The following is a 23687-nucleotide window of genomic DNA, read 5'->3' as shown; positions in this document are numbered from 1 at the left end:
GGGTATTCCCGATGGCGCGCAGGTGCCGCTCACGCAACACTGGAGGGCATGACTGCCGATGCCCTGGGCACCGAGACCACTGCCGATACCTCGATCGCGGCCCGCGCCACCGACCTGGTCAAGCTGTACGGAACGGGAGATACCCAGGTCCGTGCCCTGGACGGGGTGAGCGCGGAATTCGCCGCGGGTGAGTTCACCGCCATCATGGGCCCTTCGGGTTCGGGCAAATCCACCCTGATGCACTGCCTGGCCGGGCTCGACGCGGCCACCACCGGCGCGGTGCGCATCGGCGGAACCGACCTGACCGGGCTCTCGGACAAGGAGATGACCGCACTGCGCCGGGACCGAATCGGGTTCGTATTCCAGGCTTTCAACCTGGTGCCGACGCTGACGGCATTGGAGAACATCACGTTGCCGCTGGATATCGCCGGCCGTCGCGCCGATCAGGACTGGCTGGACACGGTGATCGAACGCCTGGGCCTGAACGACCGGCTCGACCACCGGCCCAGCGAACTGTCCGGCGGGCAGCAGCAGCGGGTGGCGTGCGCCCGCGCGCTGGCCGGGAAACCCGACATCATCTTCGGCGACGAGCCCACCGGAAATCTGGACTCGCGCTCCTCCGGGGAGGTGCTGTCGATCCTGCGCGCGGCGGTCGACGAATTCGGGCAGACGGTCGTCATCGTCACCCACGAGCCGCACGCCGCATCCTATGCCGACCGGGTGATCTTCCTGGCCGACGGTCGCATAGTCGACGAATTGCGTGATCCCACAGCCGAATCCGTGCTGGACCGGATGAAGAAGCTGGAGAACGCCTGATGGCCGGGAGCCCGATGCGCAAGGTGGCCTTGCGCAATCTCGCCGCGCACAAGGTACGCCTCGCGCTCACCGTGCTGTCGGTGATCCTCGGAACCGCCTTCATCGCAGGGTCTTTCGTGTTCACCGATACCCTGCAGAGCACCTTCAACGGTATCTTCGCCGATCAGGCCAAGGGCGTCGACGTACGAGTGCAACCCAAGGAACGCGCGTCGCTGGGTGTTCCGCTCGACGTTGTCGACAAGGTCGGCGCCACCCCGGGCGTCCGCGCGGTCGCCCCCGCGGTGCAGGGGCCGATCGTACTGCTGAAGGACGGTCACGCCGTGCAGACCGGTGGTGCGCCGAGTCTCGGGCAGTCGTATCTGCCGCCGGCCAAGGCCGTCGCGGATCCGCCGAAGATGGTCGCGGGCGCCGCGCCCACCCAACCCGGGCAGATCGCGATCAATTCCGGTGGGGCGCAACGCGCCGGGCTGTCGGTCGGGGATCGCACCGAAATCCTCGTGCCGGCCAAGGGCAATATCGTGGTGACCGTCAGCGGGATCTACACCGTGGCTTCCGATTCCGGCGGATTCATCCAAGTGCTGTTCGACGACGCGCAAGCGCGCGAGTTGTTCACCGACGGACAGCATGTGGGCTATGTCGACGTGGCCGCGTCGCCGGGTGTCGCGGCGGATACCGTGCGCGACAGGCTTTCCCGGGTCCTGCCGGACTACAAGGTGCTCGACGGCGATCAGGTGCGGGCGGATCTGAAGGCCCAGGTCGGCAACGCGCTCAAATTCGTGAACTACTTCCTGCTCGCCTTCGGTGCGATCGCGCTGCTGGTGGGCACGTTCATCATCTACAACACCTTCTCGATGATCGTGGCGCAGCGGCTGCGCGAACTGGCGCTGCTGCGCGCCGTGGGTGCGAGCAGACGGCAGGTGGGACTGTCGGTGGTGGCCGAGGCGGCGATCATCGGATTGATCGGCAGCGCACTGGGCCTGGCCTGCGGCATCGCGCTGGCGTTCGGCCTGTCCGGGCTGCTCAACGCCTTCGATCTGGGGCTGCCGACCGGGGCGATGCAGGTGCAGCCGCGCACCGTGCTCGCGGCGCTGGGCATCGGCCTGGTGGTGACGGTGGGCAGCGCCTATGCTCCCGCGCGCCGGGCGGCCAAGATTCCGCCGGTCGAGGCCATGCGCGAGGAGTTCGCCTCGATCGGCGATTCGCTGCGGCTGCGTACGGGCATCGGCGTCGTGCTGGCGGTGCTCGGCATGGTACTGGTCGTTCTCGGAGCCCGCCACACCGGCGGGAATGCCGCGCTGACGGTCGGAATCGGCGCCGCGGCACTGATTTTCGCGGTGCTGTTCGCCTCGCCGTCGTTGTCGCGGCCGGTGCTCGCGGCGCTGGGTGTGCTGGTGCGGCCGTTCGGGCCGATCGGGCATATGGCGCGCAACAACGCGGTGCGCAATCCGCGGCGCACCGCCGCGACCGCCTTCGCCCTGACCCTCGGGCTGATGCTGGTCTCGGCGATCGGCATGCTCGGCTCCTCGGCGAAGGCGAGTGTGAGCGATGTGGTCGACCGGGGCGTCAAGGCGGACTACATACTGACCGGGCCGCAGTTGATCGGCGTGCCCGTCGGCGCGGGACCGGCCGCGAGATCGGTTGCGGGAGTGCGGGATGTGGTCGCCTTCCGCGGTGTGCAGATGAAGCTCGGCGAGGACGCGGTGTACGGCGTCTCGCCCGACGCGCCGATGAGTCGGGTGCTGAACTACGAGATCCGCAGCGGCGGTTACACACTCGGCGACAACGATATCCAGGTCTCGGAAACCGAAGCCGGGAAACGCAATTGGCACGCCGGTGAACAGGTCCAGTTGACCAGTATGGACAACAAGAAGTTCACCGTCACGGTTTCCGGAATCTACAAGGACACCCAGCTGCTGGGGTCCATGGTGGTGCCGCCGGCGCTGTACGACCAGGTGATGCCCGTCGCGTTCCGCTCCGATGTGGTCGTGCTGATCACCGCCGCTCCGGGTGCGGACCTGTCGCTCATGCGGCAGAACCTGGTGAAGGCGACCGAGCAGTACGTCGTGGTGCAGGTGGAGAACCGGGACGAATTCAAGGGCACAGAGGGCAGGCAGATCGACACCATGCTCGCGATCCTGTACGGGCTGCTGGCTCTGGCGGTGGTGATCGCGGTGCTCGGCATCGTCAACACGCTCGCGCTGTCGGTGGTCGAACGCCGTCGCGAGATCGGCATGCTGCGTGCGGTCGGCATGCAACGGCCGCAGGTTCGCCGCAGCATCTATCTGGAGTCGATGCTGATCGCGGTGTTCGGTGCGCTCGTGGGCGTGGTGCTCGGGCTCGGGCTCGGCGTCGGATTCCTGCGGACACTGAGCGACCTGGGCATCAGCACGATCACCGTGCCGTGGATTCAGATCGTGCTCATGCTGGTCGGCTCCGGGATCGTCGGTGTACTGGCCGCCGTGTGGCCGGGAATCCGTGCTGCGCGCACTCCGCCCCTGGCCGCCATCGCCGATCTGTGAGCGCGGCGGGCCGGTCCGGGGTAGTGCGGTGCGCCGTGACCCTGTTGCATGCGTACGCTTCCTGGACTGGTCGCGGCCCGGGCGAGTTCGTTCGTCCGAACGCCGGACGCGGCGGCGCACCGTGACGTCGGTGGTACCTGCGGTCCGAGTCGAGGGGCTGTCGGCGTGCCGGGTGGGATGACGCGGCGGCGAGATGCGGGGTTCGCGGGCCTGGGGGCCGTATGATCTGTCCGGTTCGCTCGCTGTCCGTACGGTCGGTGAAGGAGTCTGCAGATGGATCTCTTCGGCATAGTCAATGGCGCGTTGGGGGTTTTCGGAGCAGGTCTCGGGTTCGGGCAATCCGTGCTGGGGTTCCTGAACTCGCTCGGGAGCAGCGCGCGGTGACGTAGCGTCCGGCTCAGCCCGCATGGTTGTTCGCCCAGGTGCGGACGTCGCCCCGGTCCAGAGCCACCGCCAGTAGATCCGGGAACTTGTCCGGGGTGCAGGCGAAGGCCGGGACGCCGAGCCCTGCGAGGGCCGCGGCGTTCTCGTGGTCGTAGGCGGGTGCGCCGTCGTCGGACAGGGCCAGCAGGACGAGTACCTGAACGCCGGATTCACGCATCGCCGCGATCCGGCGCAGCATCTCGTCGCGGATTCCGCCCTCGTACAGGTCGGAGATCAGCACGAACAGCGTGTCGGCCGGCCGCGTGATCAGCTGTTGGCTGTAGGCGATGGCGCGATTGATATCGGTCCCGCCACCCAGCTGCGTGCCGAACAGGACATCGACCGGATCAGCGAGCCGATCGGTGAGATCGACCACGGCCGTATCGAATACGACCATCGACGTCCTCAGTGCGCGCATCGAGGCCAGAACCGCGCCGAACACCGAGGCGTACACCACGCTCGACGCCATCGATCCGGATTGATCGATCGCCAGCACCACATCGCGCCGCACCGCCTGCGACCTGCGGCCGTAGCCGACGAGTTGTTCGGGCACCACCGTGCGATGTTCGGGCAGGTAGTGCGCGAGATTGCGGCGGATGGTGCGATCCCAGTCGATATCGCGCAGCCGGGGGCGGGTGGTGCGCGCGGCCCGGTTCAGCGCGCCGGAGACGGCGGCCACGGTGCGCGCGGCGATGCGCCGCTCGATTTCGCGAACCACCTTCTCCACCACCATGCGTGCGGTGGACCGGGTGGTCTCGGGCATCACCCGGTTCAGGCCGAGCAGGGTGCCGACCAGGTGCACATCGGGTTCGACCGCCTCGAGTAGTTCCGGCTCGAGCAGCAGCCGGGTCAGATCGAGTCGCTCCACCGCGTCGCGCTGCATCACCTCCACCACGGTGGAAGGGAAATAGCTGCGGATATCACCCAGCCACCGGGCGACCTTGGGCGCCGATCCGCCCAATCCGCCCGCGCGCTTCTCCGCCGGGGTCAGCTCGTCGGCGTTGTACAACGCCGAGAGCGCTCGATCCATCGCCGCGTCACCCCCGGACCCCAGCCCCCCGAGGCAGGACTCCGCGGGGGCGCCCAGCACCAAACGCCAACGGCGAGACTGTGTTCGATCCATTTCGGTCATCGGTGCCTACCGCCTCTCCCGCGGACGGCGCGGGAATTCGCGCCGTGCGGTTCTCGTCGTGTTTCGCGCCTCGACCGGCTCGTACTGATTGCGCGTCCGCGGCCGGCGGCGCGCGTACGCGGTGCCGCACCGGGATGGCGGCGAGTTGCCGTCACGATGCGTCCGGTCGGCGTGAAGCTGGAATACGTCGTCGGTACGTCGCCGCTGTCGGTCGGCGCGAACTCGCGTGAACCGTCGCGGTGTTGCCCGGCCGATTCGCCGGGCGAGGTCGGCCGGGGATTACTGGGCGGCATCATCCGACCGCCAGGATTCGGGTGACGGCGCCCAGGGCGAAGGTGCCGCGATCCGGATCGAAGCCACCGGTCCGGGGCGGGGCGGGGGCGACCGGACCGCCGTCGCGGACGGCCTGGCCGATCGCCTGGCGTTCACCGGATTCGAAAGCGCCGAAGGTTCTGCGGAGCAGGGGGAGAGTGGCGACGAACTGGTCCTCGTCCAGACCGCGGAGCCAGATGTCGATGCGGTGCAGCAAGTTTCGGTCGTGCACCAGCAGCAGACCGCGGCCGCCGAGGAATCCGTCGATCCACGCGGCCTTCTCGGCGGGATCGTGGCCGATCGAAAGCGCCGCGGACAGGCGACGCGCGGATTCGGCGTCGTCCAGAATGCCCGCATCGCACAGCAACCGGACCGCACGGCCGACCAGACTGCCGTGCACATCGCTCCGGTCGGCGAGTTTGCCCAGTGCGCTGTGCCATGTGCGGGTCGCCCACTGATCGTCACGGATGGCCAGGGCAAGCTGGGCGTCGTCCAGTAGAGCGCGCAGGCCGGCCGCGGCATCGGCGTCCAAACCTGTTACGGCACTGGGCAATCCGGCGCAGATGCGGACCAGCATCCCGTCGGCGACGCGAGTGAGCGCCGCGACGTCGGTACCGCGCACATCGCCGTACCGCAGCGTGCGGATCAGGCCGGGCAGGGCGGCCAGCAGGTGGGTGACGTCGTGGTCCACCGCGGCCACGGATTCGAGGCGGGTCACCAGTCCCGGTACGGCACCGCCGAGATCGGCCAGCAGGGCCTGTTCGAGGGCGCGGCCGAGGTCGGCGACGGTGGCCTGCGGGGCGGCGGCGGAGTCCAGAATTTTCGCCTCGGCGGCGGACAGGAGGGTGGTGCCCCAGCGGGATGCCTCGATCACGGCGATGGCGAGTTCGGGTTCCCAGACCAGCGTCCACGTCTCCCGGAAGGTTCCGGTATTGCGGACCTCGCTGGAAGCCGGTGTGCCCCAATGGATCGCGAGCAGCCGGAGCCGGTGCAGCAGCCGCGAACGCGCGATGTCCCGGTCCTTGCGCAGGTCCAGATCCAACTGCCGGGACAGGGCTTGGCGCGTCAGCCGCAGCGTCCTCGCCTGTGCGCGCAGATCCGCCTCGAGCGGGACCACCGGGGCGTCCTCCGGTACCGAGCCCAGTGCCTCGCCGATCACCAATTCCCCGGTGACCAGGCGCAACATGGTCTCGTCGCCCTCGCACAGCACCGCTCGGGTGGCCTCGGTGACCTCCGACAACCCCGGCAGCGGTCGTTCGCGCAGGGCGGCGAGGGTATTCGCGAGCCGCACCGATTCGATGATGTGCGCACTGGATACCGGCAGGTCGTGGGCGCGCAAGGTGCCGGCGACCTTGGTGAGCCAGCGCGCGATCGGCCGATCGGTCTCGGTGAACAGGTGGTGATACCACCCCGGTGAGGTGACGCCCGCGCCGTACCCCGAGGAACCCGCGAGCCGCGAATGCGTCCAGGGCACCCATGTCGAGGTCGCCTTCACCTTCGGCAGCCCTTTGAGTATCCGCGCATCCGCCGCGGCCGGCCCGAGCGCTCCCGTCAGCGCCGGAGCATGAAATGCCCCGCACACCACCGCGAGCCGTGTGGCCCCGCCCTTCAACGCCTTACGCATCGTCTGGCGCATGTACGCCTCACGTCGCAAGGTATGCGGATCCACCGGCGATCCGATCAGTTCCTCGGCGTCGCGTCCCGGAGCGGTCGCAGTCGACGAGTCGCCCACCTCGTCCGACGCGGCGGACACCGGTGAACCGTGATCGTGCGGTGCGGTGCTGGTGTCGGCGTCGCGCACGACCACGGCGGTCGTGGGTTCATGTAGCGGATCAAGGTGCGTCGAGCCGGGAATATTCTGTGCCACAGGGGTTTCAGCGCAGATGTGCAGATCGCCGCCCGCGTCGTCGATTTCGGCCGACGGTGGGCACTGTTCTATTGAAGCACGTTGTGCGGCAATGTTTTCCGGCACAGAAAAATGATCGGATCCAGACAGTTGCGTCCCGGGATTCTCCGGTTCGGCCGCGGCTTCGCGCAGCGCGCTCATGGCCTCGGTGATGGCATCGAAAACGTCCGCGTCGGCGCTGGATTCGATGACCGCGTCCCACCAGCGTTCCGGATCGTCGTAGCCCGCGGTGGCGGCGAGCACGGCCAGAGGGTCGGTGCGGTCGCCGGGTTCGCCGGTTGCGGCGAGGGCGTTGGCGGCGGGCAGGTCGCAGAAGCCGACGGTGACCTCGTGCTCGAGCGCGTAGCGCAGGGCCTGCCATTCGGGAGAGAACACCGCGAAGGGCCAGAAGGCCGCGCGGGACGGGGTTTCCGGGACGTAGGCCAGCAGTGCGACCGGTGGTTCCATATTCGCGGAGGCGATATGGGCGATCAGGGGGTCGGCATCGGCCGGACCCTCGATCAGGATGGCGTCGGGACGAAACCGCTCCAGTGCCAAGCGAAGTGAGCGTGCGGATCCGGGGCCGTGGTGCCGGATGCCGAACACCCGGGTCTGCGGCGGCTCGGATCTGTCCGGGCTCATGCGTGGACCTCGCGGCATGCCCGGTAGAAGTCGGCCCAGTCCTTCCGTTCGCGGACGACGGCTTCCAGATATTCGGTCCACACCACCGCGTCGGCGACGGGATCCTTCACCACCGCACCGAGTACCGCACCCGCGATATCGGCGGCACGCAGCACACCGTCACCGAAATGCGCCGAGAGCGCGAGCCCGTTGGTGATCACCGAGATGGCTTCGGCGGTGGACAGCGTTCCGGAGGGTGATTTGAGTTTGGTCCGGCCGTCGGCGGTGATGCCGGACCGCAGCTCGCGGAAGACCTGCACCACCCGGCGCACCTCCTGCGCGGCGGCGGGGACCGCGGGCAACTCCAATGCGGCGCCGAGCTGTTCGACGCGGCGGGTCACGATCGCGACCTCCTCGTCCTCGTCGGCGGGCAACGGCAGCACGACGGTGTTGAAGCGCCGCCGCAGCGCCGAGGACAGCTCGTTGACCCCGCGGTCGCGGTCGTTGGCCGTGGCGATGACGTTGAAGCCCTTGGCTGCCTGCACCTCCACCCCCAGTTCGGGGACCGGCAGTGTCTTCTCCGACAACACCGTGATCAGCGCGTCCTGCACATCCGAGGGAATGCGGGTGAGCTCCTCGACGCGGGCGATGGAACCCCGGCGCATGGCCGTCATGACCGGGGACGGGACCAGCGCGCCCTCGCTGGGCCCCTCGGCGAGCAGCCTGGCGTAGTTCCAGCCGTAGCGGATCGCCTCCTCGGCGGTTCCGGAGGTGCCCTGTACGAGCAGGGTCGACGCACCGCACACCGCCGCCGAAAGATGTTCGGACACCCACGTTTTCGCGGTGCCGGGGACGCCGAGCAGCAACAGTGCGCGGTCGGTCGCGAGGGTCGCGACCGCGACCTCCATCAGTCTGCGCGGCCCGACGTACTTCGGGCTCACCACGGTGCCGTCGGACAGGGTGCCACCGAGCAGATAGGTGACCACGCCCCACGGCGACAGCCGCCACGAGGGCGGGCGGGGACGGTCGTCGGCCGCGGCCAGCGCGCGCAGCTCGTCGGCGAAGGCCTGTTCGGCGTGTGGACGCAGCAGGCCGGCCGGCGCCGAATCGGTCGTATTCGTCGTGGTCATCGCAACTCCTCGAGCATGGTCGTGCGCTGGATCAGGTCGTGGGCCAGTTCGTTGAAACAGGTTTCCCAGTAGGGGTCACCGCAGCGGCGGGCGGCGACCTCGACCGCCGCGGCGGCCTCGACCGGGAAGTGCGCGGCGGCGGTGCGGAACAGGGTGCGGTAGGAGGCCGGTGACAGGCCCGGCGCGCCGGGACGGGCCGCGGCGAGCTCGGCGCGGTCCAGCAGCAGCCGGATCAGGTATCGGGCCAGCGGGACCGGCCACGGCCGCGGCACCGCCTGCACCAGCAGTTCGATCTCGGCCAGCCAGCTGCTGTCCAACGTGCGCAGATACTCCACCCGCCGGTCGAGCGGTAGCAGGGCGAACAGCCGCCGCCGCACATCGGGATCGGCGCCGAGCGTCGGGGTGCTGGTCAGCACCTCGAACAACGTTGCGGCCCAACGACTGTCGTGCTGAGCCAGCGCGGCGTCGGCCCAGCCGGCGGTGACCGGCCCGAGCAGGTCGGCGCGCATACCCACCCGGGCGGCCGATCCGGGGGCGCCCAGCAGCGCGTCCCAATGACGCAGCGGGGTCGCGGCGATCACTCGGCGCAGCCACTCCGCGGCGACGTGCGGTGCCCCGTCCAAGCGGTAGGCGGTGTGCGCGGTGCGGTCGGCGATGCCGTCGCGCCGAGCCGAATCATCCAGTCGATCAGGGAGATCGGCGACCAACTGCTCGCCGTCGAAGGTGAGCCAGCGCGCCGCGCGTTCGCTCATGCGCGCGGCGAAGGCCGAATCCGGAAGGCGGGCGAGCAGGTCCGCCGCGATGCGCCGGACTTCGGCACGCGGGTCGTCCAGCGCGGATTCCAGCAGCGGCTCGTCGGCGGGGCCGAGGCCGTCGGCGAGAACGGCCAGCAGATCCGCGCCCGCCGGGCCGGGCTCGGAACGCCAGCTGCCCGTGAGAGTTTCGCGGGCGGTGTGGGGATCGCGTGCCCGCAGCTGCGCAAGCCAGGCGCGGCGCTCGGTCGTGCGCCCGTGCGACCACACGCTCGTATCGTCGGGTCTGGCGCGTGCCAGGGCCTGCCACGGTGCATGGTGCGCGGCCAGCCAGCGGCCGCGCTCTCCGGCCAGCCGCAGCAGTGATTCGCGCAGGGGCCCACGGGTTTTCGCCTGGTCCAGCAGGAGAGTGCAGATCGCGTCGGGTGCGCGGAAGTCGTGTGGTTCGGCGGCGTCGAACCATTCGGTGAGGAACGGCGACCCCTCGGTCAGCAGACGGACGAGCCGAGCCGTGGCCGGGGCGGGCAGGACCGGGCGCGGATCGGTTTCCGCGGGTTCGGGCGGCTCACCGGTGCCGGGCAGGACCGCGCCGCGCGCGAAGACGTCCTGGAGCGCGGCGACTTCCAACAGGACCAGTGCCGGATCGCCGTGCAGTCGTGCGGCAGCCTCGGCCACCGGCTCGGGCAGTGTGGCCGGATCGAATCCGCGCCGCGCCGTGCCCAGTAGCGCGACCGAGGCCAGTTCGTTCGACTGCGGCCGGGATCCGCCGATCACCTCCGCGCCGAGAGCGGTCATCTCGCCGTCCGCCCAGCCCGAGATCGGGACGAGGCCATCGGCGGACCATTCGCCGACGACCGTGACCGGATGTCCGCCCGACAGACTCATCAGCTGCCAGGGCTGCTGGGCCAGCCGCGCCAGCGGCAGCGCGGAACCTTCGCGGTCCACGACGGACCAGATGTCACCGGACACCACCGGAACGACGTCGGTGAGCAGTACCGGCCACGATCGCAGCCACGGATCCGCGCCGAGCGCGCGGGCGTGCGCGGTGAGCGCGGCGGAAATGCCGCCCGGCTCCCCGCCGGACGCCTCCGGCGCGGTGGCGAACGGCTGCGGGATCGGTGCGGGAACATCGTGTCGTTCGCCCCACAGCGCGCGCAGTGGCGCGGAGCCCGGGTAGAAGTGCACTTCGGCGTCCACCATCGATCCGGGCACCGGGAGATCCGCGGGGAAGGCCGGAGTGCCGAACGAGTGGTCCAGGATCAGCGCCCACCGGCCGCTCATCCGCCCCCGCAGCCAGACACGACGGGTGTGCAGGCCCTCCTCCTCGGTGACGCGCAGACCCAGCACCATCCAGTGATCGCGGACGGCGGGCTCGGTGCGCACGGACTCCGCGGTGACCGGATAGCCGAGGTGTGCGCGCGCACTGGCCGCCAGCGCTGGTTCGAGCTCGTCGAGACGGCGATGTGCTGTCGCGAGCAGGTGCAGCCGGGCGTACTCGCGCAGGAGTATCGCCGGCCAATCTTCCCGTCCGACAACGTTGCGCGGAAGTTGCCGCAGCGTCGAGGCGACACCGGGAACCTGTGCGTCCACCATCCGCGCGGCCACCGATTCGAAGGCGGCGAACGAGCGGTCCGCCTGGGCCAACCCGGTGCGCACCTGATCGCACAGCCACACGTCCAGATCGGCCAGTCCGGCCGCGACCCGATCACGACGCTGTGCTGCCGTCGCCGCGGAGGGCGTCTTCTTCTGCGCGGCAACGGATTCGGTCTCTCGCTGTGCGCGGGCGCCGAGCCATTGCGCGGCGTAGTCGGCGGGCGCGCCGGACTCGGGCACCAGGCCGTCGGACCAGTTCAGCAGGAGGGACAACGCGTGCTTACAGGGGAATTTCCGGCTCGGGCAGGAACATTTGTAGGCGGGGCCGGACAGGTCCACGATCGTCTGATACGGCTTCGCGCCGCTACCCTTGCACAGCCCCCACAGCGCGGAGTCGCACCACCCCGTGGAGTGCCACCGCCCGTGCAGTTTTCGCGCGGCGGTGAGTGATGCGGCATCGGGCGCGAGCGCGGCGACCTGCTGTGCGGTCCAGGTCATCGATTCGGTTCCCACTGGTGTCGTCGGCACTGCCGTCCCCCGTTCACTCGGTTGACCGGATTTCTACCCCACCCCACCGACAGGAATCGCCGGGCGGCCCGAGCGGGCGGGTTCGCGGTATGTTTGCGAGACCAATCTCGCTGGGGCGGTGGATGATTGAAATCTCATCTGTTCTTGTGCTCGTGATCGAACTCTGTCATTCTGTTCTGTTCGGTTGATCCGAACCGCCCGAATTCGGGCGAGACCCGTAGAACTGCCCGGCCGGGGACGGCCGAGGGGTGGACATCGGGCGGATCACCGCTCGATGGCCATAAGCACCCCGTCCGGGACGGTTCGCGGCCTCCGGCATACGCGAATGCGCGGCGCATCCGGTAGCGTCGGCGTATCGGTAGTCCGAACGCGCTACGGCGTTTGCGGAGGGAGTGGCAGTTGGGGGACGTGTCCACCGGCGGTGCGCAACGCCTGTCCGATCTGGTGCTGCACCGCCTGGATGCCGATCCGACGATCACCCCGGAGGTATCGAGTGCGGTGCTCGCCGCGCTGGATGCCGAGCCCGATCGGTCGCCGAGTCTGGGCATGAGCGGAATCTTCCTGCGTGCCATCCGGGTTCGCGGCTTCCGCGGTATCGGCCCCGAGGCGTCGCTGCGCCTGGATCCCGGTCCGGGCCTGACGCTCGTGGTGGGCCGTAACGGGTCGGGCAAGTCGAGTTTCGCCGAGGCCGCCGAGCTGGCGCTGACCGGCGATACGCGGCGTTGGGCGGGCAGGGCGTCGGTCTGGCGCGAAGGATGGCGAAACCTGCACGACGGCAAGACCTCTCGTGTGGAGGTGGAACTCACCGCGGCGGGCCCGGACGGCGCCGTGACGATCACCCGGGAGTGGCCAGAGGGTGCCGACCTCACCGGCGGCGCCTGGACCGAATCGCGAAAAGGCCGCAGCCCCACCGAGTTTCGGGTCGAGCGATGGGCTCGTGCGCTCGAGCTGTACCGGCCGTTCCTGTCCTACAGCGAACTCGGCGCTCTGGTCGACGGCCGTCCCAGCGATCTGTTCGACGCCCTGCACCGGCTGCTGGGCCTGGACGATCTCACCGCGGCGCAGGAGCGAACTCGCGTGCGCCGCCTCGAATTGGAGCGCGCCGCAAAACAAACCCGTGACGAACGCAACGAGCTGCTCACCGCGCTCGAGGCCGTCGCGGACGATCGCGCGGCCCGGGTCGCGCAGCTGCTGCGGGCCGCGGACCCGGACCTGGTGGCCATCGGCCGGGAGGTGTCGGGCGCTCGGCAGGATCCGGCCGGCACCGCCGCGTTGCAGGCGATGCTGCGTCTGCGATTGCCCGATTCGGCGTCGGTGGATCAGGCCGCCGCTGCGGTAGAGGCGGGCGCGCGGCGGCTGAGCGAGCTGACCACCGGCGATACCGAGGCGGAATTGCGTGTGCTGGATCTGCTCGACCGCGCCCGCGCACATGTGGCGGCCTCGGGCGCGTGCGCCTGCCCGGTGTGCGGCTCGGGCGCGCTCGATGCGCAGTGGTTGCGCGAGACCGATGCCCAGATCACCCGGTTGAGCGAGCGGGCCGCGGCGGTCACCGCGGCCCGGGACGCTCTCCTCGCGGCGGCCGAACGTGCTCGCGCGCTGGTGCAGCCGGTGCCCGCCGAACTGGATCCGACGCCGGCGCAGGCACCCAACGTGGACACCGGTCCGGCACGCCAGGCCTGGGCCGCATGGGCGAGATCGGCGCAGACGGAACCGGATGCGGATTTCCCGGACCGGTTGCGGACCGCCCACGCGGATCTGGTCCGGCTGCTGGCCGCGTTGCGCGGCTCGGCCCGAAAGGAATTGGATCGTCTCGACGCGGTCTGGATGCCGCTGGTTCCGCGCATCGCGGCGTGGTTGCAGGGCGCGCGTGCGGTCGCTGCCGCCGAGTCCGAACTGCACACCCTCCGGCGGGCCGAGGACTGGCTCAAATCCGCCGCCGCCGGACTCCGCGATGAGCGGATGGCGCCGCTGGCCGAGCATGCCCGCGGCATCTGGCGCGGACTTCGTCAGCAGAGCAATGTGGATCTCGGCGTGATCCGGTTGCAGGGCAACGCCGGAGCCAGCCGCAAGGTGCTGCTGGACGTCACCGTCGACGAGGCCGGCAGCAATGCGCTCGGCGTGATGAGCCAGGGCGAGTTGCACGCCCTCGGCCTGGCCTTGTTCCTGCCGCGTGCGACGGTGCCGGAGAGTCCGTTCGGGTTCGTCGTGATCGACGATCCGGTGCAGGCGATGGATCCGGCCAAGGTGGACGGGCTCGCGCGGGTGCTCGCCGCGGCCGCACGCAGCGGGCGTCAGGTCGTGGTGTTCACCCACGACGAGCGGCTTGCGGAGGCGGTGCGCCGGTTGCGGCTGGACGCGACGGTGCTGGACGTGCAGCGGCGGGAGCGCTCGGCGGTTGAGGTGCGCGTCGCGGAGGATCCGGTGCGCCGCTATCTCAGCGATGCCAACGCCTTGCTGCGCACCAAACAGCTGCCCCGCGCCATCGCCGCCGAACTGGTGGTGACCTGTTGCCGCTCGGCCATCGAGGCCGCTGCCTTGGCCCGGTCCCGGCGCACGCTGCTGGCGGAGGGAGTCGATCACCGCGAGGTGCAGCGGCGGGTGGATGCCGCGCGCACCACCTGGGAGAAGGTGTCGCTGGCCGTCTTCGGTGACCCGGATCGAGTGGACGATCTGAACGATCTGCTCGATCGCGATGCCGCGTGGGCGCGGGCGGTCCTGCGGGACGCGGCCGCCGGGGCGCATATCCGCATCGATCGGGGCACCCGCGAATTGATCAGCGGTACCAGGAAATTGGTCAAATGGCTGAATCCGTAACGCGGGAGTCGCAGCCGCCGACGGTCGCGCAGCGTCTGGCCGCGGCGGACGAGCTGCTGCGCGGCACCGTGACCGATGCGGGCGGATTGTGGTCGCGGGCCACGGTGTGGATTCTGCGGTTGGCGCTCGAGCAGTCCATCGACCAGCTGTGGCTGGTGGTCGCGCCGCCGCTGGCGCGATGCAGTATGCGGGCTCAGCTGCTGGCGCTGGATTCCTATGCCGGCCAGGAGACCTCGGCCCGGATTTCCGCGCTGTGGGCGACGTTGTCCCGGGTGGGACATCACCAGGATTACGAACTGGCCCCGACGGTGGTCGAGCTGCGGCGCTGGTTCGACGAAACCGCCCGGCTCGCGGACGAATTGGGGACATTGACCGAATCCGAGAACGTGGTTACGGCCAAGCAACCGCATACCGGCCGGTCGTAATCGCCCGTATTGTCCGGCAATTCGATGACGGAAGCCCCAAATTCGCTATCAACATGGGGATTTCATTGATGTGGTCGGCCTATGAACAGTACTGTGTGCTTGCTGCTCGGTTTGCGGCGTGAATGCGGTTGTACACAGTCGGGTTTCATCTGTCTCGATGAAAGAGAGCTGCATCATGGATACGGGGACGCTCAATCTGCTCAACGCCGGTTCCTCGCTGGTGGCCAACGCCAGCGCGGCGTTGGCCAGCGTCATCAATCTGCTCAGCATGCTGTGAACCCGGCGGGTGCGGAGCCGACGATCCGGCGACGTATCCCGTTCGGTGACCGGGCGGCCCGGATCCGGGCCGCCCGGATCCGATAATCGAACGATGCACAGTGAATCTCCGGCCGGCTCCGATCGGTGTCCCTGCCGCAGTGGTGAATCGTTCGAGCAGTGCTGCGGGCCGCGCTTGGACGGCACCCGGCCCGCACCCACTGCCGAGACGCTCATGCGGTCGCGGTACACCGCGTTCGCCGTGCGTGACACCGCATACCTGCTCGAGTCCTGGCACCCCCGGACCCGGCCGCACCGGATCGAACTGGATCCGGAACAGCGCTGGATGTTTCTGGAGATTCTGCGCACGGAAGCGGGCGGGCCATTCGACGACACCGGCGTCGTGGAATTCCGTGCGCACTACCGGAGTTCGGGCGGACGAGGTGTGCTGCACGAGTGCAGCAGATTTGCCAGGTTCGACGGCGCGTGGCGCTACCTGGATGGAGACATCGAGAGGTAACGATTCGGGTGCGGCTTTCCCGAGTTGTTGCCCGTTATCGGGGACACTCCTACCGTTCCCACTACAAACGCACGGAGGAAGCGGAGGAGTTGCTGCAAGTTTTTCCAAGGGCAGATTCCGCCGCCGACGTAGGGTGCGGATATGCCACGAGTCGCGATCGAGTACTGCACCCAATGCCGCTGGCTGCTGCGAGCGGGTTGGATGGCTCAGGAGCTGTTGAGTACCTTCACCACCGAACTGTCGGAGGTGGCGCTGATCCCGGGGGACGGGGGTGTCTTCCGCATCACGCTCGACGGAGATCAGATCTGGGAACGCCGCTCGGACGGCGGATTTCCCGACATCGCCCTGCTCAAACAGCGTGTTCGCGACCGGATTGATCCCGGTCGCGACCTCGGTCATATCGATCGCGGCTGACGTGCGAGGACTCGGGCTTCGCCGTCGGACATGATCTCGGACGTACTCTCATTACAGAGAGTTGAGGAGGTGCCGTCATGGGCGAGCGAGTATCAGGCGCGGTCACAGCGGTGGTCGGGCCGGAGGCGAGCCGGAGCGAGGCACGGGGATGAGTACTCAATTCTTCCAGGAGGCTCAGGGTGTGGACACCCGTGGCGCCGAACCCGTAGCCCGCACCGCCGCGGGCGCGGTCCGTGGATTCCACGACGGTTCGGTGCACGTCTGGCGCAGTATTCCGTATGCGGCGCCCCCATCCGGCCCCGACCGGTTCAACCGCCCGCAACCGCCCGTGCCCTGGGACGGAGAACGTGACTGCACCGAGTTCGGCGAGATCGCGCCGCAGACGATGGGCACCATGGTGCCGGTCGATTCCGGTCTGCGGATGGGCGAGGACTGTCTGTGGGTGAACGTTTGGGCTCCCGCCGCGGCGCACTCGGAGCCGCGTCCGGTGATGGTGTGGCTGCACGGCGGCGCCTACTGCCTCGGTACCGCGGCCCAAAGCATCTACGACGGACGCAAACTCGCCGAGACGGGCGGCGTCGTCGTGGTCGGGGTCAACTACCGGCTGGGTGCGCTCGGTTTTCTCGACCTGTCCTCGCTCGGCGACGAGTTCGTGCCGAATCTGGGCCTGCACGATCAGATCGCCGCACTGGAATGGGTGCGTGACAATATCGCGGCGTTCGGCGGCGATCCGGGCAATGTGACGCTGTTCGGTGAATCCTCGGGTGCGGGATGTGTGACCGCGCTGCTCACCTCGCCTCCCGCGGCCGGGCTGTTTCATCGGGCCATCGCTCAGAGTCCGCCCGCCACATCGGTTTTCGGTCCCGAGCGGGCCGCGCTGGTGGCCGGCCGATTCCTGGAACTGGTGGATCTGCCGCGGCAGCGGGCGACGGAACTGCTCGAATGCCCGATCGGCCGGATCGTGGAGGCGGCCGGGATCCTGCTGGACGAGGTGCCGCTGCAATCCCCGGGCCGGTTGGCCGCGGCACCGGTGGTGGACGGCGATCTGCTGCCCACCTATCCCACCGACCGATTCCAGCAGGGCCGATCGCATCGGGTGCCCCTGATTATCGGCACCAACCGGGACGAGGCCTCGCTCTTCCGGTTGTTCCGCTCACCGATCATGCCGGTCACCCCGGATGCGGTGAATGCGATGCTCAAGGGCGTCGCCGCCGATCACCCGGAGATGTCGCCCGAGCGGATCGCAGAGATCACCTCGGCCTATCCGGATCTGGGCAAAGCCCGTGGCGCCCTGGCGATGTCGACCGACGCCGCGTTCCGGATGCCCGCGCACTGGGTCGCCGATGCGCACTCCCGGCACACCCGAACCTGGATGTACCGGTTCGATCAGGCCACCCCGATGCTCAAGGCCGCGCGGGTCGGCGCCGGGCATGCCACCGAATTGCCTTATGTCTTCGGCAATTTCGGCACTCTCAACCACGATCCGACGTTCTGGCTCGGCGGTCGCAAAGCGGCCATGGAGGTCTCGGGCCGGATGATGCGGCGCTGGCTGGCCTTCGCCGAGCACGGTGTGCCCGCCGCCCTGGACGGATCCAAGCACTGGCCGCCCTACCGCGAATCCTCGCGCAACACCCTGCTCATCGACGTCACGGATCGCATCGTCGACGATCCAGACCACAACCTCTTCACCGCGTGGGGTGACCAGGTCGTCGGGTTCAGCTGACCCGCGGCGGCGCCTCAGACCGACGTGGCGTGGTCGGCGTGACGCCTGCCCAGGTTCGCTCGCATATGGCTGTAGCCGTGCAGGGTGAACAGCGGGCGGCGCTGGGGTGGGCCGTCGAGTCGCAGATCGGGAAAGCGGTCGAACAGAGCGCGCAACGCGTGCACCGCCTCCATGCGGGCCAGGCTGGCGCCGAGGCAGGCATGGATACCGGAGGAGAACGTCAGGTGTTCCCTGGCGTTGGAGCGGCCGATATCGAAACGGTCGGGAGCTTCGAAGACATTCGGGTCGCGATTGGCGCCGGCCAGTGACAGCACGATGGTCGTGCCCTCGCGCATCGGAATGCCCTCGTACTCCGTCTCCTGGAGTGCGACGCGTCCGGTGTTCTGCACGGGTGCGTCGAAACGCAGTACCTCCTCGACGGCGTTGGGCCACAGCTCGGGCTCCTCGCGCAGTCTGGCGAGCTGGTCGGGGTGGGCGAGCAGTTGCACGATGCCGTTGCTGATGAGGTTGACCGTCGTCTCGAATCCCGCGCCCATCAGCAGGCTCGCGGTGGCCTTCAGATCCCGCTCGTCGAGTTCGCCCGCGGTGACCAGGCTGGACAGGATGTCCTCGCCGGGGGAGCGGCGCAGCTGCTCGAGGTGCTGACCGGCGTACTCGTCCATCTGCCTGATGGCGACCACGGCATCGCGGTAGAAGCGCCACGGGATGCCTATGTCCAGCAGCGGGCTGATCGCATCGCCCCAGCCGAGGAAGCGGTCCTTCGCGCTGCGCGGAAAGCCGAGCATCTCGGAGATGATCGCGATCGGTACCTGTGCGGCGAAATCGGCGACCAGGTCGGCGGAACCGTTCTCGGGTAGAGCATCCAGCAGCTCCTCGGTGACCGATTCGACGCGCTCATTGAGCCGGCCGACCGCCCGCGGCGTGAACGCCGCCGAGACCGATCGCCGGAGCCGGGTGTGCTCGGGCGGGTCGATGACCAGCATGGAGGGCGACTCCATCGGATTCGGCGGGAGCGGGGCCAGGGCGGTCAGCTTGCGCAGCGGCTTCGGGATGTCGAAGGCATCCGCGCTGACCGCACCCATCGCGTTGTCCCGCAGGATGTTCCGGCACAAATCGTGTTCGACGGTGACCCAGGCGAACGGGGTGCGCACCATGCGCCCGCGCGCCCGGATCGACTCCAGCAGCGGGTACGGGTCGTGGGTGACCGCGGGATCGCCGAACAGCTGCGCCAGCGGATCTCCGCGCAGCGCGTAAGCCTTCAGCGCCAGCCGCGGCAGGCCCTGCACCGACATCCAGCGCATCCAGTACAGCGGTCCCATAACTACCCCCAACTCGTCGTCACGTCCAGGTCGACATCCACGGTACGTACCCGTACTACTGGCGGAAACGTCCTGCGGTCGGACTCGGACCCCTACCGCGGTAGGACTGCCGCATTCGATGCTACGAGCGCGGTATCGGCGCGTACACACTTGTTTCCCAGCCGCACCCGCTACCCGCAACCGCACCCGTAGCAGGCGCGGGACGGTGTGCGGATCGAGGAACGGAGTGTGTCGTCGAACCGGCCGCGCCGCGGCATCGCATCGATCGCAATCGCTGGGATCGACCGCGGCGCGCATGGGAACGCATTGGCCGGGACCGAGATCGGACCAGCCGGGATCACGACGCCGAACTGCCCGGCCGATCGATCAGGACCGGAACGCGGTGACGTGTTCGGTACCGACGCGGTGCTCGCGTTTCGCGGGATCGGCATTGTCGACCTGCACCAGCGACGCACCCGCCGCGTACACCGCCAGCAACCCGTCGATCACCTCGGCGGAGGTATCCCAGGAACTCTCGGAAAGCACCCGGTCCTTCTCCGAGAAGCCTTGCCGGACAGCGGATTCGCGAGACGCCTCGACAACCTCGGCCACGGACGCCCCGGCGAGCGCGAGACCCGCGCCGCGCGGGTGGAACTGATCGCCGTGCGCCCGCACGGACGTCGCGAAATCGGTGACGCCGAGCGGCAGATCGCGCACCGGCCCGCCCATCGCGTCCAGCGACAGCGCCACCACCTCGGCGATGTGATCGACCTCGTCCAGCCGCGCCGCGGTGGTCAGCGCGAGTTCGGCGTCGTCGTCGGGCCCCAGCAGCACCTCCGCACCGGCCCACCAGCAGCCCAGCAGCACCGCGGCGGTCTGCCAGTGGGCCGGCAGCAGCACCGCGACCCGCGCACCGGGTGCGAGGCCGAATTCGTCGCGGAGCAGATTGGCGGTCTTGGCCGCCCAGTTGGCCAGGGTGAGCCCGGACAGTTCGATGCGTGCGCCGGTGGCGTCGTCGTAATAGGTGATCCGCGGCCCGGCCGGATCCCGGTCGAGGATCGGCTCCAGGAGCGCATCGGTGAGAGTCCGGTTCAGTTCACGCATTTCGGTCCGTTCTGGCCTGCGTCGATGGGAGGGGCGGGCGGGACCGGGGTCGCGGTGCTCGAACTCCCCGACGTATTGAACAATTCGCCCGCCGTCGAGCCCGGACCAGAGTAGTCACCCGCCAGCACCACCCGCACGGCCCCCTCCGGCGTGCCCGGAGCCGCCCGCACCGGCAGTCCGCCCAGCGCGTCGGCCACCGCCGCGGCTTTGGGATCGGAGGTGCTGGCGGCCAGCACCCGGCTGGTCGACACCGGAGCGCCCGACCAGTTTTCCACGGTTCCGGTGTGGAATCCCTTGCCCGCCAGCGCTTGTGCCACCTGCCCGGCCAATCCCGAGGTGTCGCTGGCGTTGTACACGTCGGCGGTCACCTGCGCGGGTGAGATCCCGCCGCCCGAGCCGGATCGGCCCACCAGCGACGCGACGTAGGTCCGCACCGCGGACGGATCCACCCGCACCACCGACTCGCCGTCGGCGGTGCTGCCGTTGAGGTCGGCCACCGGGATCGTCTCGAAGCGCACCTGCCCGCCCGAGAGGTCCTGCAACTGCTTCAGGAAATCCAGTGCGTCCCACTTGTCGTCCAGCACGATCGTGCGGCCGAGCGCTTTGCTGAGCGAGTCCAGCTTCGACGGGTTGGCCAGGATTTTGGCGCTGATCGCCTGATGTACCAGCGAGGCCATGTACACCTGCTGGCGCACGATCCGGTCCAGATCCCCGCGCGGCAGATCGTGCCGCTGGCGGACGAAGCTCAGCGCCTGCGCGCCGTTGAGCCGCTGTACCCCCGCCGGGAAGTCCGCGCCCGACATCGGCTCGTCGACCGGATTGTTCAGGCAGACCTGCACCCCGCCCACGGCATCGGTGAGCAGTGCGAATCCCAGCAGCCCCACCTCGGCGTAATGGTCGACGGTGATACCGGTCAGATCGGCCACCGCCTTGATCAGCGCCTCGCGCCCGGCCTGCGTGGACTGTTTGTCCGCCTCGGCGTCCGAGACGCCCTTCGCGTTGAGCTTCTGCCGGGTCAGTTCCTTGGTCACCCCGTACGCGGAGTTGATCTTTCCCTTACCGACGCCGGGAATGTCGACGTAGGAGTCGCGGGGGATCGAGATCGCGGTGGCCGAGCGGCCGTTGTTGGGTATGCGGACCAGGATGATCGTGTCGGTGTTGGTGCCCACCTCGTCTCCGGCGTGCAACATCGCCCGTTCGGCCGCGCTGAGCGGTTTTCCGTGCGCATCGGTACGGCTGTCGATGCCGACCATGAGGATGTCGGTGGCGCCGTCGCTGCCGCCGCCCAGGCCCAGATCGCCGATCCGCTCGATACCGGAGATCAGTCCGTCGATGCTGTGCCAGCCGAAACCGGTGACGATGAAGACCAGCGCCGCGAGCGCCGCGACCAGCACTCGGCCCGGATGCGCGTCGGGGGATCCTGGGCGGGCGGGAGACAGCTTCTGCGGCAATGCTCTGATCCTTTCGGCCACGCCCTGAAGAATTCTTTTTCACGCATCGACCCCGTGGAATCGAGGCTAGCCAACGCAGTCGCGGGCATCTGCGAGGCGCGGCGGGCGTGCCGTGTCAGACTGGCCCGCGTGTGCCCAGAAATTTCCAGACGTGTGGTGGTGACCGGCGCGAGCGGTCAGCTCGGGCGAGCCCTGCGCGCCGAGGCTCCCGGTGTCGTGGCGTTGCGACGCGAGGATCTCGACATCACCGACGACGCGGGCGTGCGCGCGGTCCTCGAACCCGGCGACGTGCTGCTCAACTGCGCCGCCTATACCGCGGTCGACGCGGCCGAATCGGATGCCGCGGGCGCGTTCGCCCGCAACGAGACCGGGCCGGCCGTGCTCGCGGCGGCCTGTACCGCCGTGGGCGCCAAGCTGATTCACATCTCCACCGACTACGTCTTCGACGGGACCGGGACCAGCCCGTACGAACCCGGCGACGCGACCGGCCCGACCACCGTCTACGGCCGTTCCAAACTGGCGGGGGAACAGGCGGTGCTGCGTCTGGCGCCCGATGCGCACATCGTGCGTACGGCGTGGGTGTACACCGGCGATCGCCGCGACTTCGTCGCGACCATGCGCCGGCTGGAACGCGAACGCGAGACCGTCACCGTCGTGGACGACCAGATCGGCTCGCCCACCTTCGCTCCGGACCTGGCCGCGGGCCTGCTCGAACTGGTCCGATCGGTCACCGCCGGTGCGGACGGCATCGCGCCGATCCTGCATGCCACCAACGCCGGCCGGGCCAGTTGGTTCGAATTGGCCCGCGCGGTCTTCGCCGGGGTGGGTGCGGATCCGGACCGGGTGCGTCCGTGCAGTAGTGCGGAATACCCGAGTTCCACACCGCGCCCGGCATATTCGGTGTTGTCGAACCGCGCCTGGATCGAGGCGGGATTGACCCCGCTGCGCGATTGGCGGCTCGCACTCGACGACGCGCTGGCCCGCCCGGACCAGTAGGCTGCACCGGTGAACTCTTCGGATGCAGTAGAACGGCACGACGGTGAGACGACTCCTCGACCCCGTCTGGTCGTGGTCACCGTGACCTATTCGCCCGGCGAGCACCTCGAGCATTTCATCAGTACGCTGGCCACCGCGACCGGTGAGAAGCCGCAGGTCATCCTGGCCGACAACGGTTCGAACGACGGAACTCCCGAACTCGCGGCCGAGGCGAACGAACATGTCCGGTTGCTACGCACCGGAGGAAATATCGGTTACGGCGGCGCGATCAACCGGGCCGTCGCGGAGATCGACCCGGAGATCGAGTACGTCGTCATCGCCAACCCGGACATCCGCTGGGGCACGGATTCGATCGACGTCCTGCTCGAGGCCGCACAGCGCTGGCCGCGCGCCGGGGCGATCGGCCCGCTGGTGCGCGAACCGGACGGCAGCGTGTACCCGTCGGCGCGATCGGTGCCCGGCGTGCTCGACGGGGCCGGGCACGCCATCCTGGGCAGCATCTGGCCGGGCAATCCCTGGACGCGCCGGTACCGCCAGGAGAACGAGCAGATCGCCGAACGTACCGTGGGCTGGCTCTCGGGCTCGTGCCTGCTGGTGCGCCGCGCCGCGTTCGACAGTATCGACGGCTTCGATTCCCGGTACTTCATGTACATGGAGGATGTCGATTTCGGCGACCGGATGGGTCGCGCGGGCTGGCACAACGTCTTCGTGCCGGCGGCCGAGGTCACACATGCGAAGGGCCATGCGGCCGGGCGCAATCCGGAAACGATGTTGCCCGCCCATCACGCGTCGGCATATCGTTTCCAGGCCGATCGGCATCCGCACTGGTGGCAGGCGCCTTTGCGGTGGGCTCTCAAGGCCGGACTTGCGATTCGCTGCAGGCTTGCGGTTCGATCTGCGCTGCGCGAACGTGACGCACAGCGTTAGCGCGACGATTTCCACCCACGCCCGCGTGGACCGAACCTGACAAGGGGAG

The 23687-nt window shown here is 69.1% G+C and carries 16 protein-coding genes; 9 read left to right on the top strand and 7 right to left on the bottom strand.

Features of this window, described 5'->3' with window-relative positions; genetic code table 11:
• The first annotated feature begins 48 nt into the window (after window positions 1-48).
• Both AC5WS7_RS31805 and AC5WS7_RS31800 read left to right on the top strand, forming a co-directional pair.
• Window positions 49-816 carry an ABC transporter ATP-binding protein gene (locus AC5WS7_RS31805; protein WP_495958295.1) on the top strand — a complete coding sequence of 256 codons (768 nt, stop codon included), beginning with the start codon at window positions 49-51 and terminating at the stop codon, window positions 814-816.
• Window positions 816-3335 carry an ABC transporter permease gene (locus AC5WS7_RS31800; RefSeq protein WP_495958294.1) on the top strand — a complete coding sequence of 840 codons (2520 nt, stop codon included), beginning with the start codon at window positions 816-818 and terminating at the stop codon, window positions 3333-3335. Before AC5WS7_RS31805 ends, AC5WS7_RS31800 begins: the two co-directional genes overlap by 1 nt.
• A gap of 397 nt (window positions 3336-3732) precedes the next feature.
• On the opposite strand, the gene AC5WS7_RS31795 is transcribed toward AC5WS7_RS31800, so the two are convergent.
• The 4 genes from AC5WS7_RS31795 to AC5WS7_RS31780 all read right to left on the bottom strand — a co-directional run bounded on the left by AC5WS7_RS31795 (window position 3733) and on the right by AC5WS7_RS31780 (window position 11681).
• Window positions 3733-4890, bottom strand: a complete 1158-nt coding sequence (locus AC5WS7_RS31795; protein WP_495958293.1) for a VWA domain-containing protein — start codon at window positions 4888-4890, stop codon at window positions 3733-3735.
• A gap of 292 nt (window positions 4891-5182) precedes the next feature.
• Complete coding sequence (locus AC5WS7_RS31790) at window positions 5183-7729, bottom strand: DUF5682 family protein (RefSeq protein ID WP_495958292.1); 2547 nt, start codon at window positions 7727-7729, stop codon at window positions 5183-5185.
• Window positions 7726-8838 carry an ATP-binding protein gene (locus AC5WS7_RS31785; protein WP_495958291.1) on the bottom strand — a complete coding sequence of 371 codons (1113 nt, stop codon included), beginning with the start codon at window positions 8836-8838 and terminating at the stop codon, window positions 7726-7728. The genes AC5WS7_RS31790 and AC5WS7_RS31785 overlap by 4 nt, the downstream gene beginning before the upstream one ends.
• Window positions 8835-11681, bottom strand: a complete 2847-nt coding sequence (locus tag AC5WS7_RS31780) for a DUF5691 domain-containing protein (protein ID WP_495958290.1) — start codon at window positions 11679-11681, stop codon at window positions 8835-8837. Before AC5WS7_RS31780 ends, AC5WS7_RS31785 begins: the two co-directional genes overlap by 4 nt.
• A 438-nt stretch (window positions 11682-12119) precedes the next feature.
• Here AC5WS7_RS31780 and AC5WS7_RS31775 point away from each other — a divergent pair, with 438 nt between their 5' ends.
• The 5 genes from AC5WS7_RS31775 to AC5WS7_RS31755 all read left to right on the top strand — a co-directional run bounded on the left by AC5WS7_RS31775 (window position 12120) and on the right by AC5WS7_RS31755 (window position 17862).
• Window positions 12120-14525, top strand: coding sequence for an AAA family ATPase (locus tag AC5WS7_RS31775; RefSeq protein WP_495958438.1), 2406 nt, complete (start codon window positions 12120-12122; stop codon window positions 14523-14525).
• A complete protein-coding gene (locus AC5WS7_RS31770; protein ID WP_495958289.1) occupies window positions 14510-14950 on the top strand; it encodes a hypothetical protein in 441 nt (146 codons plus the stop codon). Before AC5WS7_RS31775 ends, AC5WS7_RS31770 begins: the two co-directional genes overlap by 16 nt.
• A gap of 370 nt (window positions 14951-15320) precedes the next feature.
• On the top strand, window positions 15321-15725 hold the full coding sequence (locus AC5WS7_RS31765; RefSeq protein WP_495958288.1) for a YchJ family protein: 405 nt from the start codon (window positions 15321-15323) through the stop codon (window positions 15723-15725).
• A gap of 141 nt (window positions 15726-15866) precedes the next feature.
• Window positions 15867-16139, top strand: a complete 273-nt coding sequence (locus AC5WS7_RS31760; RefSeq protein ID WP_495958287.1) for an Rdx family protein — start codon at window positions 15867-15869, stop codon at window positions 16137-16139.
• Between the two features lie 148 nt (window positions 16140-16287).
• On the top strand, window positions 16288-17862 hold the full coding sequence (locus AC5WS7_RS31755) for a carboxylesterase/lipase family protein (RefSeq protein WP_495958286.1): 1575 nt from the start codon (window positions 16288-16290) through the stop codon (window positions 17860-17862).
• 14 nt (window positions 17863-17876) lie between these two features.
• On the opposite strand, the gene AC5WS7_RS31750 is transcribed toward AC5WS7_RS31755, so the two are convergent.
• The 3 genes from AC5WS7_RS31750 to AC5WS7_RS31740 all read right to left on the bottom strand — a co-directional run bounded on the left by AC5WS7_RS31750 (window position 17877) and on the right by AC5WS7_RS31740 (window position 21715).
• Window positions 17877-19181: a cytochrome P450 gene (locus AC5WS7_RS31750; RefSeq protein ID WP_495958437.1), complete on the bottom strand. Its 1305-nt coding sequence runs from the start codon at window positions 19179-19181 to the stop codon at window positions 17877-17879.
• 366 nt (window positions 19182-19547) lie between these two features.
• Window positions 19548-20264, bottom strand: a complete 717-nt coding sequence (locus tag AC5WS7_RS31745) for a TIGR03089 family protein (protein WP_495958285.1) — start codon at window positions 20262-20264, stop codon at window positions 19548-19550.
• Window positions 20252-21715 (bottom strand): LCP family protein, encoded by a 1464-nt coding sequence (locus AC5WS7_RS31740; protein ID WP_495958436.1) that lies wholly within the window; start codon window positions 21713-21715, stop codon window positions 20252-20254. Before AC5WS7_RS31740 ends, AC5WS7_RS31745 begins: the two co-directional genes overlap by 13 nt.
• A 159-nt stretch (window positions 21716-21874) precedes the next feature.
• Between AC5WS7_RS31740 and rfbD the strand changes: the two genes are divergently transcribed.
• Window positions 21875-22711 (top strand): dTDP-4-dehydrorhamnose reductase, encoded by an 837-nt coding sequence (gene rfbD, locus AC5WS7_RS31735; protein ID WP_495958284.1) that lies wholly within the window; start codon window positions 21875-21877, stop codon window positions 22709-22711.
• A 9-nt stretch (window positions 22712-22720) separates the two neighbouring features.
• Window positions 22721-23638, top strand: a complete 918-nt coding sequence (locus tag AC5WS7_RS31730; protein ID WP_495958283.1) for a glycosyltransferase family 2 protein — start codon at window positions 22721-22723, stop codon at window positions 23636-23638.
• Window positions 23639-23687 lie beyond the last annotated feature (49 nt).

The sequence above is a fragment of the Nocardia sp. PLKS1-43 genome, from assembly GCF_059510335.1.
The sequence above is the reverse complement of the archived record's forward strand: the minus strand, read 5'-3'. Positions and strand labels throughout refer to the sequence as shown.

Excerpts from the sequence above, each read along its gene's own strand:
- AC5WS7_RS31805 (WP_495958295.1), top strand. The coding sequence starts at position 49 with ATGACTGCCGATGCCCTGGGCACCGAGACCACTGCCGATACCTCGATC.
- AC5WS7_RS31800 (WP_495958294.1), top strand. The coding sequence starts at position 816 with ATGGCCGGGAGCCCGATGCGCAAGGTGGCCTTGCGCAATCTCGCCGCG.
- AC5WS7_RS31795 (WP_495958293.1), bottom strand. The coding sequence starts at position 4,890 with ATGACCGAAATGGATCGAACACAGTCTCGCCGTTGGCGTTTGGTGCTG.
- AC5WS7_RS31790 (WP_495958292.1), bottom strand. The coding sequence starts at position 7,729 with ATGAGCCCGGACAGATCCGAGCCGCCGCAGACCCGGGTGTTCGGCATC.
- AC5WS7_RS31785 (WP_495958291.1), bottom strand. The coding sequence starts at position 8,838 with ATGACCACGACGAATACGACCGATTCGGCGCCGGCCGGCCTGCTGCGT.
- AC5WS7_RS31780 (WP_495958290.1), bottom strand. The coding sequence starts at position 11,681 with ATGACCTGGACCGCACAGCAGGTCGCCGCGCTCGCGCCCGATGCCGCA.
- AC5WS7_RS31770 (WP_495958289.1), top strand. The coding sequence starts at position 14,510 with ATGGCTGAATCCGTAACGCGGGAGTCGCAGCCGCCGACGGTCGCGCAG.
- AC5WS7_RS31765 (WP_495958288.1), top strand. The coding sequence starts at position 15,321 with ATGCACAGTGAATCTCCGGCCGGCTCCGATCGGTGTCCCTGCCGCAGT.
- AC5WS7_RS31760 (WP_495958287.1), top strand. The coding sequence starts at position 15,867 with ATGCCACGAGTCGCGATCGAGTACTGCACCCAATGCCGCTGGCTGCTG.
- AC5WS7_RS31755 (WP_495958286.1), top strand. The coding sequence starts at position 16,288 with ATGAGTACTCAATTCTTCCAGGAGGCTCAGGGTGTGGACACCCGTGGC.
- AC5WS7_RS31750 (WP_495958437.1), bottom strand. The coding sequence starts at position 19,181 with ATGGGACCGCTGTACTGGATGCGCTGGATGTCGGTGCAGGGCCTGCCG.
- AC5WS7_RS31745 (WP_495958285.1), bottom strand. The coding sequence starts at position 20,264 with ATGCGTGAACTGAACCGGACTCTCACCGATGCGCTCCTGGAGCCGATC.